This window comes from Kitasatospora sp. NPDC092948 (genome assembly GCF_044754805.1).
In the GTDB taxonomy this organism is placed as follows: Bacteria; Actinomycetota; Actinomycetes; order Streptomycetales; family Streptomycetaceae; genus Kitasatospora.
Genome location: NZ_JBIVPU010000011.1, coordinates 35,981 through 49,249, shown reverse-complemented (window position 1 = coordinate 49,249; position 13,269 = coordinate 35,981). Strand labels below are relative to the sequence as shown.

Annotated in this window: 11 protein-coding genes and 1 other RNA gene; 1 reads left to right on the top strand and 11 read right to left on the bottom strand. The window is 71.7% G+C overall.

Translation table 11 applies throughout. The annotated features are described in order from the left end of the window. Window positions 1-33 precede the first annotated feature (33 nt). The 9 genes from ACIQF6_RS27035 to ftsE form a co-directional block, all read right to left on the bottom strand. On the bottom strand, window positions 34-315 hold the full coding sequence (locus ACIQF6_RS27035; protein WP_014136004.1) for an HU family DNA-binding protein: 282 nt from the start codon (window positions 313-315) through the stop codon (window positions 34-36). A gap of 439 nt (window positions 316-754) precedes the next feature. Beyond that, window positions 755-2,230, bottom strand: coding sequence for an NAD-dependent malic enzyme (locus ACIQF6_RS27030; RefSeq protein ID WP_400899445.1), 1,476 nt, complete (start codon window positions 2,228-2,230; stop codon window positions 755-757). Window positions 2,231-2,551: 321 nt separating this feature from the next. Continuing rightward, window positions 2,552-4,852: a HelD family protein gene (locus ACIQF6_RS27025; RefSeq protein ID WP_400899443.1), complete on the bottom strand. Its 2,301-nt coding sequence runs from the start codon at window positions 4,850-4,852 to the stop codon at window positions 2,552-2,554. A gap of 146 nt (window positions 4,853-4,998) precedes the next feature. Further along, window positions 4,999-5,377: a transfer-messenger RNA gene (gene ssrA / locus ACIQF6_RS27020) on the bottom strand. Between the two features lie 90 nt (window positions 5,378-5,467). After that, a complete protein-coding gene (locus ACIQF6_RS27015) occupies window positions 5,468-6,754 on the bottom strand; it encodes an alpha/beta hydrolase (protein ID WP_400899441.1) in 1,287 nt (428 codons plus the stop codon). Window positions 6,755-6,845: 91 nt separating this feature from the next. Next, window positions 6,846-7,322: an SsrA-binding protein SmpB gene (gene smpB / locus ACIQF6_RS27010; protein ID WP_400899439.1), complete on the bottom strand. Its 477-nt coding sequence runs from the start codon at window positions 7,320-7,322 to the stop codon at window positions 6,846-6,848. A gap of 44 nt (window positions 7,323-7,366) precedes the next feature. After that, window positions 7,367-8,476: a S41 family peptidase gene (locus ACIQF6_RS27005; RefSeq protein ID WP_400899437.1), complete on the bottom strand. Its 1,110-nt coding sequence runs from the start codon at window positions 8,474-8,476 to the stop codon at window positions 7,367-7,369. A gap of 43 nt (window positions 8,477-8,519) precedes the next feature. After that, window positions 8,520-9,428, bottom strand: a complete 909-nt coding sequence (gene ftsX, locus ACIQF6_RS27000) for a permease-like cell division protein FtsX (protein ID WP_400899435.1) — start codon at window positions 9,426-9,428, stop codon at window positions 8,520-8,522. Window positions 9,429-9,439: 11 nt separating this feature from the next. Then, on the bottom strand, window positions 9,440-10,129 hold the full coding sequence (gene ftsE, locus ACIQF6_RS26995) for a cell division ATP-binding protein FtsE (protein ID WP_033253741.1): 690 nt from the start codon (window positions 10,127-10,129) through the stop codon (window positions 9,440-9,442). A 262-nt stretch (window positions 10,130-10,391) separates the two neighbouring features. Here ftsE and ACIQF6_RS26990 point away from each other — a divergent pair, with 262 nt between their 5' ends. After that, window positions 10,392-10,580: a hypothetical protein gene (locus tag ACIQF6_RS26990; protein WP_043914202.1), complete on the top strand. Its 189-nt coding sequence runs from the start codon at window positions 10,392-10,394 to the stop codon at window positions 10,578-10,580. Between the two features lie 240 nt (window positions 10,581-10,820). On the opposite strand, the gene prfB is transcribed toward ACIQF6_RS26990, so the two are convergent. Both prfB and ACIQF6_RS26980 read right to left on the bottom strand, forming a co-directional pair. Next, the gene (prfB, locus tag ACIQF6_RS26985; protein WP_400899432.1) at window positions 10,821-11,924 is read right to left on the bottom strand and encodes a peptide chain release factor 2; all 1,104 of its coding nucleotides are present in this window, start codon (window positions 11,922-11,924) and stop codon (window positions 10,821-10,823) included. 34 nt (window positions 11,925-11,958) lie between these two features. Further along, entirely contained in the window at window positions 11,959-13,209 is a 1,251-nt protein-coding gene (locus tag ACIQF6_RS26980; protein ID WP_400899430.1) for a serine/threonine-protein kinase, read from the bottom strand. Between the last annotated feature and the right edge of the window lie 60 nt (window positions 13,210-13,269).

Sequence of the window (13,269 nt, the reverse complement as noted above, 5' to 3'; positions counted from 1 at the left end):
GGGAGACCGGCCACCGGTGCGTTCAGCGGAGGGTCACTTGCCCTTCGCGGCTTCCTTCAGCTTCGAGCCGGCGCTCACCTTGACGCTGAAGCCCTCGGCGATCTGGATCGGCTCGCCGGTCTGCGGGTTGCGGGCGGTGCGGGCGGCGCGCAGGGTGCGCTCGAAGGTCAGGAAACCGGGGATGGTGACCTTCTCGTCGCCCTTGGCGACGACCTCGCCGGTGATCTCGGCGAAGGCGGCCAGCACGGCGTCGGCGTCCTTGCGGGTCACCTCGGCGCGCTCGGCCAGCGCGGCCACCAGCTCACTGCGGTTCATGTGTACTCCTGTGGTCTGTTGCTCTGCCGTGCGCGGAGGCGTGGCCGGTCCGCGCGACGGTGCTCGTTCAGGCGAGGGGTGGTCAGGGGCCGGGCTCGCACCGCGAAGCGCCGCAAACTGCCCGCCTGGGTACGAATCCTGCCCCGACCGGCACTGAGAAAGCCAATCGGGCACCGGCGTGGTTGACCCGAACAGCGTCCGCCGGACAGAGGTGTGACGCTCCGTCGGCTCCGGGGTGTCCGGGGCGGGCGGCGGCCGGGACGACACGCCGTGGCACAACAAGGGACGTTCCGTACTTGTCGGACACGCCACCCCGTCGCAGGGCTACCGTACGCCCTGGCACCGACAAGCCCAAACACGCCCCTTTCCCTTGTGTCGCAAGGGATCCGGCACGTTCGCCGCATTCGGGGTGCGGCGAACGCGCCGGGCGCTCACCGACTCAGAGCTGAACGGCCGGGAACGCGGCGGTGTCGAGCGTTCCGACGATGCCCGGGGTGGGCTTCGAGGGGGCCGTCTCCGCGTCGCCACGGGCCGCCACGGCGGCGTCCCGGACGGCCGAGGCGACGGTCTTGGCGACACCCGGGTGGAAGACGCTGGGGATGATGTAGTTCGGGTTCAGCTCGTCGTCCGTGACGGTGGTGGCCAGCGCGCGGGCGGCGGCCAGCATCATCTCGGTGTCGACGCTGCTGGACTGGGCGTCCAGCAGGCCGCGGAAGACACCCGGGAAGACCAGCACGTTGTTGATCTGGTTCGGGAAGTCGCTGCGGCCGGTGGCGACCACCGCGGCGGTCTGCCGGGCCACCGCCGGGTCGACCTCCGGGTCGGGGTTGGCCAGCGCGAAGACGATCGCGTCCTTCGCCATGGTGGCCAGGTCGTCGCCGTCCAGCACGTTCGGGGCGGAGACGCCGATGAACACGTCGGCGCCGGCCACCGCCTCCTTGAGGGTGCCGGTGCGGCCGGAGCGGTTGGTGTTCTCGGCGATCCAGCGCAGGTTCTCGTTCAGGTCCTCACGGCCCAGGTGGACCACGCCCTGCACGTCCGCCACGGTGGCGTGGGCGACGCCCGCGGCCATCAGCAGCTTGAGGATCGCGGTGCCGGCGGCGCCGGCGCCGCTCATCACCACCCGGATCTCGCCGATCTCCTTGCCGACCACCTTCAGCGCGTTGGTCAGCGCGGCCAGCACCACGATCGCGGTGCCGTGCTGGTCGTCGTGGAAGACCGGGATGTCCAGCGCCTCGCGCAGCCGGGCCTCGATCTCGAAGCAGCGCGGCGCGGAGATGTCCTCCAGGTTGATGCCGGCGAAGCCCGGGGCGATGGCCTTGACGATCGCCACGATCTCGTCGGCGTCCTGGGTGTCCAGGCAGAGCGGCCACGCGTCGATGCCGGCGAAGCGCTTGAACAGCGCCGCCTTGCCCTCCATCACCGGCAGCGCGGCCTGCGGGCCGATGTTGCCCAGGCCCAGCACCGCCGAGCCGTCGGTGACCACCGCGACCGAGTTGCGCTTGATGGTCAGGCGGCGGGCGTCCTCGGGGTTCTCCGCGATCGCCATGCAGACCCGGGCCACACCCGGGGTGTAGATCATGCTGAGGTCGTCGCGGTTGCGGATCGGCAGCTTCGAGGACATCTCGATCTTGCCGCCGAGGTGCATCAGGAACGTACGGTCGGAGACCTTGCCGATGGTGACGCCGTCGATCGTGCGGAGCTTCTCCACGATCTCCTGGCCGTGCGCCACCGAGGACGCCGCCACGGTGACGTCGATCCGCAGCGCCTCCAGGCCGGAGGCGGTGACGTCGAGGCCGGTGACCGACCCGCCGGAGGACTCGACCGCGGTGGTGATGGAGCTCACCGCGTTGCCGGTGGCCGGCACCTCCAACCGGACCGTGATCGAGTTCGAGACACTGGGCACCGTCGCCATCGACGTCCTTCTTCCTAGAATCAGCAGACCGTGTACGGCCTGGTAATCGCGCAGCATGCTAGGACTCGATCGTCGCACCTACCGAGGGCTAGCCAGAAATAACGTTCATTGAGTGTGCGGATCCGACAAACCGGGCCCGGCCCCGACCGGCGGCCTCCTTGCCCACGGGCCCGGATGCGTTACATTGGAACGGCACCGGCTCGATCCAAGCCCCCGGGCCCAACCTTCGTCCCTTCGAGGGACCACTTGCCGCGAGGCGAGCATGGCGGGTCGGTGTTCAGCTTCACGAAGGCCCCCCACCTCCTGGTGGGGGCCTTCGCGTTACTTCAGCAGGGCCGGGACTCCGGCGGCGTCCGGCAGGTCGTCCGGGCCGGACAGCACCGTCAGCCGCTGGGTGGCGCGGGTCAGCGCCACGTACAGCACCCGCAGGCCCGCCTCGGACTCGCCCGCGATGCCGGTCGGGTCGGCGACCACGGTGGCGTCGTACTCCAGGCCCTTGGCCTCCAGGCTGCCCAGCGCCACCACCCGCCCGCCCAGGCCCTCGGCCCAGGCCGCGGCCTCGGCACGGCGGTCCATCGGGACGACGATCGCGACGGTGCCGTCCACCTCGGCCAGCAGCCGCTCCAGCTCGGCCCGGGCGGCCCGGCCGAAGGACTCCGCGTCGGTCTCCCGGACCGCCGCGAACCGCGGGTGCACGCCGGTCGCCCGGACCGCGCTCGGCGACGGGGTGCCCGGCGCGGCCAGCGCCAGCACCTTCGCCGCCACCTCGGCGATCTCCGCCGGGTTGCGGTAGTTCACCGTCAGCGTGTGCCGGCGGCGCGGCTTGCCCGCCAGCACCTCGCCCATCGCCGCCTGCGCCTCCTCGGGGAACGGCCAGGACGACTGCGCCGGGTCGCCGACGATCGTCCAGGTCGCCATCCGGGAGCGGCGGCCGATCATCCGCCACTGCATCGGCGTGAGGTCCTGCGCCTCGTCGACGATCACGTGCGCGTACTCGCGGCGCTCCTCCGGAACACGCTCGCGCTCACGCCGGCCGTAGGCCCGCTCGCCGTAGGTGGTGACCTCCTCCAGGCCGGTCAGCAGGTCGATCGCGTCGACCTCGCGGACCTTCGGGCGGGCCGGCTCGCCGAGCAGCACCTGCAGCTCGTCCACCAGCGCGACGTCGTGCGCCGACAGCTCGCCGGCGCCCCGGTCGTCCAGGTGCCGCCAGGACGCCGCCAGCAGGCGGGACTCCTCCGGGGTGACGGCGCGGCGGGCGATCCGGTTGGTGTGCCGGTGCTGGCGCAGCGTGGCCAGCACCCGGCGCGGGGTGACGGCCGGCCACCAGGCGTCCAGGAAGTCCAGGAACGCCGCCTCGTCCGAGACGTACTCGTCGAAGGACTCGCGTTCCTCCTGGCGCTGCTCGCGCTCGGCGTAGCTGACCGGCTTCGGCAGGTCGCGGACCGCCTCCGACCAGAGCGCGTCCAGCAGCAGGCGGCGGGCCCGCGGGCGCAGCAGGTTCAGCGGGGTGCCGCCGCCGCCCACCACGTTGCCGCGCACGGTCTTCAGCCGGCCGGCGTCCAGCCGCAGCGCCTGGCCGCGGGCGAACACCTTCAGCTCGTTCGGCGCGCCCAGCTCCAGGGCCGCCCGGGCGGCCCGGCGCAGCAGCTGCACCATCCGCGAGGAGCCCTTGATCCGGGACACCTCGGGGCTGTCGTAGCGGGTGGCCTCGATGCCGTCGACCAGGCTGCCGACCGCGCGGATCGCCACCTGGCCCTCCTCGCCCAGCGAGGGCAGCACGCCCTCGGTGTAGGAGACCAGCAGCGGCGTCGGGCTGACCACCAGGATGCCGCCCGCGTAGCGGCGGCGGTCCTGGTAGAGCAGGAACGCGGCGCGGTGCAGGGCGACGGCGGTCTTGCCGGTGCCGGGGCCGCCGGTGACCAGGGTGGCGCCGGCCGCGGCGGCCCGGATCACCTCGTCCTGTTCCTTCTGGATGGACGACACGATGTCGCGCATCGTGTGGCCGCGGGCCCGGCCCAGCGTCGCCATCAGCGCGCCGTCGCCGACCACGGCGAGTTCCTCGCCGTCCAGCGTCGGGGTCAGGTCGGGGCGCAGCAGGTCGTCCTCGACGCCGATGACCTTACGGCCCTTGGAGCGGATCACCCGGCGGCGGATCACCCGGCCGGGCTCCAGCGGGGTGGCCCGGTAGAACGGTGCGGCCGCCGGGGCCCGCCAGTCGATCACCAGCGGGCCGAACTCGGCGTCGAGCACGCCGAGCCGGCCGATGTGCAGACTCTCGGCGACCACCGGGTCGGCCGGGTCCATCGGCGTCTGCGAGGGGATTCCGTGCTCCTCGGGGGCGTCGGCCTGCTGGAGGTCGATGCGCCCGAAGAGGAAGTCCTCGAACTCGTTGTTGAGCCGCTGCAGGTGCGCGCCCGCGCGGTACACCTGGGCGTCGCGTTCGGCGAGCGCGCCGGGTGTCCCGACCTGCACGCGCTTCGCGGCGTCCTCCAGGATGTACTCCGCCTCGGCGAGCTTCTCCTCCAGCCGTTGGTAGACGGTGTCGAGGTGTTGCTGCTCCCCCGCGATCTCGCGGTCGCGGACAGTGTCGGTGTGGTGCTCGGCAGAGCCGTGCGCGCCCAAGGAGCCCCCAGAGGTGCGGAGAAAAAGGCGGACGGACGATCTTACGGGATGAACTGTTCCCCGGACGAGCACCCCCGCACTCGGACGGCCCGGAACGCACGAGAGCCGCCCTCCGGACGGAGGACGGCTCTGCGATGCACATGGGGTGGTGGAGATGCCGGGAATCGAACCCGGGTCCAGTGGAGAGGATTCAGGACTTCTCCGAGCGCAGTCCGCTGTGAGTTTCTCGGCCCTGGCGGTCACGCGGACAAGCCGCCAACAGGCCCAGCCACTGTTTGATTTCCCCGCCACCCCCGCGGCCGGGGTGGAAGGTTGAGTTCCCTAGATTATGCCAGGATCCGGGTCGGGAACGCCCCGGGCTGACACCCATTCACTTTCGCTGATCAGGCAGCGAGAGCGAACTGCTGGGAATCGCGCTTAGAGTTGGCGATTATTTTTTTGCGACAGATGGTTAACGAGATCATTGCCGCGTTCCTCGGCTCGCTTCTCCTGTTTCGACAGCCACTGTCGAAACCGATCATCCCCATGTTTTTTTGACAAACAGCTCCCGGTGGGCGGGCCCTCCGGGTGATGCGCTGCCATAGTACTCGGGCGGCGCGTCAAGGGTCCAGCGCATTAACCGGCGGCGGCCGGCGGGTTCTTCCCGACCGCCCCCGGGGTGCCCAACTGCTGGGCCAGCCAAGGCAGCTGGCGTTCGAACGCACCTGCGGCGAACTGCCAGGCGTGCCGCCCGGGCTCGACGCTCAGCCGGGTGGTCAGCCCGGCCTTCCCGGCCGCCGCCTCCAGCAGCTTGGCGTGCGCGAGCTGCCCGCTCTCCTGGTCGCCGACCTCGAACATGCCGGTGACGCCCCGGTACTTGCCGCGGTGCGCGGCCAGGACGGTCTGCGGGTCGTACGCGGCCCAGGCGGCGGCGTTGCCGCCGTACAGCTTCTCGATGGTCTGCTGCTTGTCGCCGATGTACGGGCCGAGGTCGCCGGAGATGTCCAGGAAGTGGCCGAACACCTCGGGGTGGGCGGCGGTCAGGGTGATCGCGCAGGTACCGCCCATCGACCAGCCGGCCATCGCCCACTTCTTCGGGTCGGCGGACGCGTTGAAGGTCTTCTCGACGTATTTCGGCAGGTCCTTGACCAGGTGGTCGGCGGCGTTCCCGGCCGGGCCGTCCACGCACTCGGTGTCGACCTTGAAGCCGCCGGTGGCGTCCGCGAACACCAGCACCGGGGCGAAGCCGTTGTGCTCGGCCGCGTACTCGTCGGCGGTCTTCACCGCGTTGCCGGCCCGCACCCAGTTGTCGGGGGCGGCGAACTCGCCCCCGACCATCTCCACCACCGGCAGCTTGGGCCGCGCCTTGCTGCGGAACCAGGCCGGCGGCAGGTACACCAGCTCCTGCCGGTGCGCGAAGCCGCTCGGCACGGCGGGGACGTCCACCGCGACCACCCGGCCGGTGCCGGTGCGGCCGGTGGTGTGCAGGGCCTGGTCCAGGGTCATCTGGTCGGGCACCGGGGCGCCGGAGAGCTCGCCGACCGCGTCACCGACCGTCGGGTAGTAGCCGGTCGCCGCGTTCAGCGTGTTCGCCCCGGCCAGCACCGCCAGCAGCACCGCGACGGGCGCCGCCGCCCACTGCCACCAGCGCGACCCGCGCCGGCCCAGCACCGGGGCCAGGACGGCCAGCAGCGCCACGCCGAGCCAGACCCAGAGCGTCGTCGGCAGCGGATCGGTGATGCCGGACAGCTCCACCACCCCGACCGCCAGCAGCGCCGCCGCCCCGCCGGCCACGCCGGCCGCCACCGGCAGTCGGCGCCGCCACCAGGGGCGCTCGCGGCGACAGATCACGGCCAGCAGCGCGGCAACGGCCAGCGCGCGCACCGCCCACGGGAACCACCCGTCCAGAAGCGAGATGTCCACTCCGGGATGGTAGGCGTCCGGACCGCGGCCCAGCGGCCCGACGGGCGGGACGGTGACGAACCTGCGACACGTGCTGCCGGGAGTCGGCCGGTCAGCCCTGCCGGCGGCGGACCGCGGCCACCGCGCGGTCGGACTCGCGGCGGTCCTGGCGCTCGCGCAGGGTCTGCCGCTTGTCGTAGAGCTTCTTGCCGACGGCGAGGGCGATCTCGATCTTGGCGCGGCCGTCCTTGAAGTACAGGGACAGCGGGACCAGGGTGTGGCCGGTCTCCTTGGCCTTGGACTCGAGCTTGCGGATCTCCATCTTGTGCAGCAGCAGCTTGCGCTTGCGGCGCGCCGAGTGGTTGGTCCAGGTGCCCTGGGTGTACTCGGGGATGAAGACGTTGTCGATCCAGGCCTCGCCGCCCTGGATGTACGCGTAGCCGTCGACCAGGTTGGCCCGGCCCTCGCGGAGCGACTTGACCTCGGTTCCGGTGAGCACCATGCCGCACTCGTAGGTGTCGAGGATGGTGTACTCGTGCCGCGCCTTCTTGTTCTGCGCGACCAGCTTCTTGCCCGTTTCCTTTGCCATAGCTCGGTCATTCTCGCACCTCGGGGGCGGCCTCGGCAGCCCCTTTACGGCGCGCCGGACGGGCTCAGCCCCTCCAGTACCTTCAGTGCCAGGGCGTCCGTCCCGGCGTCGTCGCCGGCGGGGGCGGGGACGTCGGGCTGGACGCCGGTGCCGTCCGGGGAGCGGCCGGCGGGGGTCTGGTAGCGGCCGACGGTGAGTTCGACCACCGAGCCGTCGGCGAGCCGGCTGGGCTGCTGGACGGTGCCCTTGCCGAAGGTGCGCTCGCCGACCAGGAGCGCCCGGGAGCGGTCCTGCAGGGCGCCGGCCAGGAGTTCGGCGGCGCTCATGGTGCCGCCGTCGACCAGCACCACCAGCGGGACGGCGGTGTCGCCGCCGGGGGCGGCGGTCAGCTCGCGGTGCTCGCCGCGCGCCTGGTAGGTGGCCACCGGGCCGCCGTCGAGGAACACGGAGGCCGCGCCGACGGCCTCCTCGACCAGGCCGCCGGAGTTGCCGCGCAGGTCCAGGACCACGCCGCAGGCGCCGGACGCGGCGGCGCGCACCTGGTCGGCCACGCCCTCGGTGAAGGCGTGCACCGCGATCCGCGCCACCCCGGGGCGGGGGTGGTCGACCTCGACCTCGCGGGCGGCCAGTTCGGCCCGGGTCAGCCGGAGTTCGCGCACCTGCCCGTCGACGTCCTGCACCCCGACCGCGACCGCGCTGCCGGCCCGGTCGCCGCGCAGCCGCGACACCAGTTCGGTGACCGGCAGCCGGTCGGCCGGGACGCCGTCCACGCTGACCAGCTTCTCGCCGGCGGTGATGCCGGCCCGGGCGGCGGGCGAACCCGGCAGCACCTCGGCCACCTCGGTGGGGCCGTCGGCGGCGCGGTCCACGGACAGTCCGACGCCCGGGTAGCGGCCGCCGGTGAAGTCCCGGTACTGCTGCGGGCTGAGGTACGCCGCCCACCGGTCGCCGCTGGCGCCGACCAGCTGCCGGGCCTCCTGCGGGCTCAGATCGGCGCCGGACAGGTCGGTGCCGCGGGCCCCGTCGGACGACGACGGGGCCCGGGGCGAACCGATCGGCTCGCCCCAGGCCCCGGAAGCGGCTCCGGCGAACAGCACGGCGCCGAACACCAGGCCGAGGGTCATCCCCTGGCGTACTCGCGGTGCGGTCGGCATACCGGCGAGTGTAGGCCCACTCGCCGGATGCTCCGACGGACCGTCAGACCTTCAGGTACTTGCGGAGGGTGAAGAACGCCGCGATGCCGGCCATCGCCATACCGACCACCACGAGCAGCGGAATGACCGCCAACACCGAGGACAGGCCGATGAAGTTGATGAACAGCACCTTCTTCGCCAGCCATCCCTGGACGAAGAAGTGCCCGCCCACCAGCAGCAGCGACGCCAGCGCCGCACCGAGCAGCGCGGCGAACGCGGCCTCCGCGATGAACGGCATCTGCACATAGAAGTTGGACGCGCCGACCAGTCGCATGATGCCGGTCTCACGCCGCCGGCTGAACGCCGAGACGCGAACGGTGTTGACGATCAGCAGCAGCGCCACGCAGAGCATCAGCGCCATGATCACGAACGCCGCGGTCTGCAGGCCGCGCAGCAGGCCGAACAGGTTCTCCAGGATCTTGCGCTGGTCCTCGACCGACTTGACGCCGGGCTTGCCCGCGAACTGGCTCTGGATCACGTCGTACTTGGTCGGGTCGTTGAGCTTGACCCGCCAGGACGCCGGCAGCGAGTCCCCCCCGACCGCCTGGAGCAGCGGGTTGTCCGGGTTGGACTCCTTGAAGTGCTGGTACGCCTCCTGCGGGCTCTCGAAGGTGGCGCTCTGGACCAGCTCGGTGTGCTTGTCCAGCTCGGCCTTGACCGCCTGGATCTGGTCGTCGGTGGCCGCACCGGCCGCGCACTGGGGCGAGTTGTGGTCCGCCTTCGCGCAGAAGTAGATGCTGACCTCGACCTTGTCGTACCAGTAGTCCTTCATGGAGTTGACCTGGTCGCGGACCAGCAGCGAGGCACCGGCGAGGGCGAGCGAGAGCGCGACACTGACCACGACGGCGATCGTCATGGTCAGGTTGCGGCGGAGACCGACGCCGATCTCCGACAGAACGAACTGGGCGCGCATGCTTCTCTCTTCTAGCTCTGGTAGCCGTAGACGCCGCGGGCCTGGTCGCGGACCAGCAGACCCTTGTCGAGCTCGATGACGCGCTTGCGCATCTGGTCGACGATCGCCTGGTCGTGAGTGGCCATCAGCACGGTGGTGCCGGTCCGGTTGATCCGGTCCAGCAGCTTCATGATGCCGACCGAGTTCTGCGGGTCGAGGTTTCCGGTCGGCTCGTCGGCGATCAGCAGCATCGGCCGGTTCACGAACGCCCGGGCGATCGCCACGCGCTGCTGCTCACCGCCGGACAGCTCGCCGGGCATCCGCTCCTCCTTGCCGCCGAGGCCGACCAGGTCGAGCACCTCGGGCACCACCTTGTTGATGGCGCTCTTCGGCTTGCCGATGACCTCCAGGGCGAACGCCACGTTCTGCCCCACGGTCTTGTTCGGCAGCAGGCGGAAGTCCTGGAAGACCGTGCCCAGTTGGCGCCGCATGTGCGGCACCTTCCAGTTGGAGAGCTTGCCCAGGTCCTTGCCCAGCACGTGCACCGCGCCGGTGGACGGGCGCTCCTCGCGCAGGCACAGGCGCAGGAACGTCGACTTGCCGGAACCGGACGAACCGACCAGGAAGACGAACTCGCCCTTCTCGATCTCCAGCGAGACGTTGTCCAGGGCCGGACGGTTCTGCTTGGGATAGGTCTTGGAGACGTTGTCGAATCTGATCACGGCTGCATCACGGGGGCCATCCTAGGTGGATCGGAGCCAGTGACCTTACGCGACGTCCTTGCGTACCCGCAGTAACCGGGCGACTACCGCCCGGGGTTTCGGGTGACCGGGTTCCGATCCGGGCCCGGAATTGCGAGCTACGTCACAGATCGACAACCCTTCCCCACCGGGGGCCCAGGTGTCCGGAACCTGGCACAGTGGTAGGAGAGTCGGAACCGAAGCCGCCTCCGGCACGTTGGCTTATGCAGCAAGGAGGACACGCATGACCTGCGACCAACTGGTGTGCGCCAACTGCAACGGCCGCGTCATCGACGGCCGCTGCCCGGTGTGTCGCGCCAACCGCGCCCGGCTCCAGCAGGAGCAGCACGGGCCGTTCGCCACGCTCAACCCGACGGTGCTCCTGGCCGTCCTGTGCGCCGCAGTGCTCGCGCTGGCGCTGCTGATGCGCTGACCCGGAACCTGTACGAACGGGAAGGGCCCCACCGCTCGAAGCGGTGGGGCCCTTACTGTTCGTGCCTGTCAGCTCTCGCGCTGCCTGCGTCGGCGGATGCCGGCCTCGATGCCGCGTTCAACGTTCATCTCGACCGGCCTCCTCCCTCGCAGCGTCAGCTCTCGCGCTGCTTGCGCCACCGGATGCCGGCCTCGATGCCGCGCTCAACGTTCATCTCGACCGGCACCCTCCCTCGCAGCGTCAGCTCTCGCGCTGCTTGCGCCACCGGATGCCGGCCTCGATGAAGCCGTCGATGTCGCCGTCCAGCACGGACTGCGGGTTGCCGACCTCGTGCTCGGTGCGCAGGTCCTTGACCATCTGGTACGGGTGCAGGACGTAGGAGCGCATCTGGTTGCCCCAGGAGCTGCCGCTGTCCTTGAGCGCGTCCATCGCGGCGCGCTCCTCCTGGCGGCGCCGCTCCAGCAGCTTGGCCTGGAGGACGTTCATCGCCGAGGCCTTGTTCTGGATCTGCGAGCGCTCGTTCTGGCAGGAGACCACCACGCCGGTGGGCAGGTGGGTGATGCGGACTGCGGAGTCGGTGGTGTTGACGCCCTGGCCGCCGGGGCCGGAGGCGCGGTACACGTCGATGCGCAGGTCGCCCTCGTCGATGTCGACGTGGTCGGCCTGCTCGACGACGGGGAGCACCTCGACGCCGGCGAAGGAGGTCTGCCGGCGGCCCTGGTTGTCGAACGGGGAGATGCGCACCAGGCGGTGGGTGCCCTGCTCGACGGAGAGGGTGCCGTAGGCGTAGGGGGCCTTGACGGTGAAGGTCGCGGACTTGATGCCGGCTTCTTCGGCGTACGAGGTGTCGTAGACCTCGGTCGGATAGCCGTGCCGCTCGGCCCAGCGCAGGTACATGCGCATCAGCTGCTCGGCGAAGTCGGCGGCGTCCACGCCACCCGCTTCGGCGCGGATGTTGACGAGGGCCTCGCGGGCGTCGTACTCGCCGGAGAGCAGCGTACGCACCTCCAGCTCCTCGACGGCCTTCTTGACGGCCACCAGCTCGTTCTCGGCCTCGACGCGGGTGTCCGCGTCGTCCTCGGCCTCGGCGAGCTCGAACAGGACGCCCAGGTCCTCGACCCGGCCGCGGAGGGTCTCGACCTTGCGCAGCTCGCCCTGGAGGAAGGAGAGCCTGCTGGTGACCTTCTGTGCGTTCGCGACGTCGTCCCACAGGGTGGGGGCGGCTGCCTCCTCCTCCAGGGTCGCGATATCGGCCCGGATCTTGTCCAGGTCGAGGACTGCCTCGATCGACGCCATGGTCGAGTCGAGGTTCTTGAGCTCTTCGGAAGGATCGACGGCTGCCACGCCACAAGGGTAATGGTTCGCCGGGGGGGCTCGGCTACAACCGGGGGTACCAGGTGCCGAGCACCGCTCCGGCGGCGGGCGCGGGGGGCTCGGCGGCGAACGCCGTCCAGGCGGCCGCGGCCCCGGCGAGCAGCAGGACCACGGCGATCAGCACGGCCAGGGTGCGGCGGCGGCGGATCAGCTGGGCGCGGGTGCGCCGGTGGGCGCCGGGCGCGGGCTGGGTGCGCTGGGCGCGGGACTCCTCCGCGTAGGAGGCGAGCTCGCCGGCGGACGGGCGGCGCAGGCTGGTGTGGGTGTCGCGGGTGGAGTCGGGGGTGGGCCCGGGCACCAGCGGGACGGCGGGGCCGCGGCGGCGGCGGTGGGTGCCGCGGCCGGTGTCCGCCTCGGCGTACACGGCCTCGCCGGGGCTGGGGGCGTCCTCGGTGGCGGTCCGCGGCACGGGCACCGCGAGCGGGTCGACGTCGGCCAGCTCGGGCAGCAGCTCGCGCAGCCGGGAGGCCAGCTCGGCGGCGCGCAGCCGGGAGGCGGGGGCCTTGGCCAGGCATTCGGAGATGATCCGCCACAGGCCGTCCGGCATCCCCTCGACCGGCGGGACGTTCTCGGTGACGTGCCGGCGCAGCACCGCGCCGGTGTGGCCGCCGCCGAACGGGGTGGCGCCGGTGAGCAGCTCGTACAGCACGGTGGCGAGGGCGTAGATGTCGACGGCGGCGCGCGGCTCCAGGCCCTCGATGATCTCGGGGGCCAGGTAGTCGGGGGTACCGATGATCCGGGTGGCCCGGGTGCGGCGCGGGGCGTCGACCAGGCGGGCGATGCCGAAGTCGGTGAGCTTGGCGCGCGGGGCGCCGCCGGGGCCGGCCGGGGCGGCCAGGTCGAGCAGCACGTTCTCGGGCTTGACGTCGCGGTGCACGATGCCGGCGGCGTGCGCGGCGGCCAGGCCGTCCGCGACGTCGGCGATCACCGAGGCGGCGACCAGCGGGGCGAGCACGCCGTCGCGGTCCAGCCGGGTGCGCAGGTCGGTGCCCTGGACGAGGTCCATCACCAGGGCGAGGTCGCTGCCGTCCACGACCATGTCGTGCACCCCGACCACGTTGGGGTGGTCGAGGCAGGTCAGGGCGGTGCGTTCCTGGACGAAGCGGCCGACCAGCACCTGGTCGGCGGCCAGGTCCTCGCGCAGCAGCTTCACCGCCACCGGCCCGTCCGGGCCCTCGCCGAGCCACACCGTGCCGGCCGAGCCGCGGCCGATCACCTGGTGGACCGTGTACCGGCTGCCGATCTTGCGTGCCAATGCTGCTCCGTGGGCTCGTGAGGTCGGTGCTCGACGAACAACCTACGCGCCCGAGCGGGC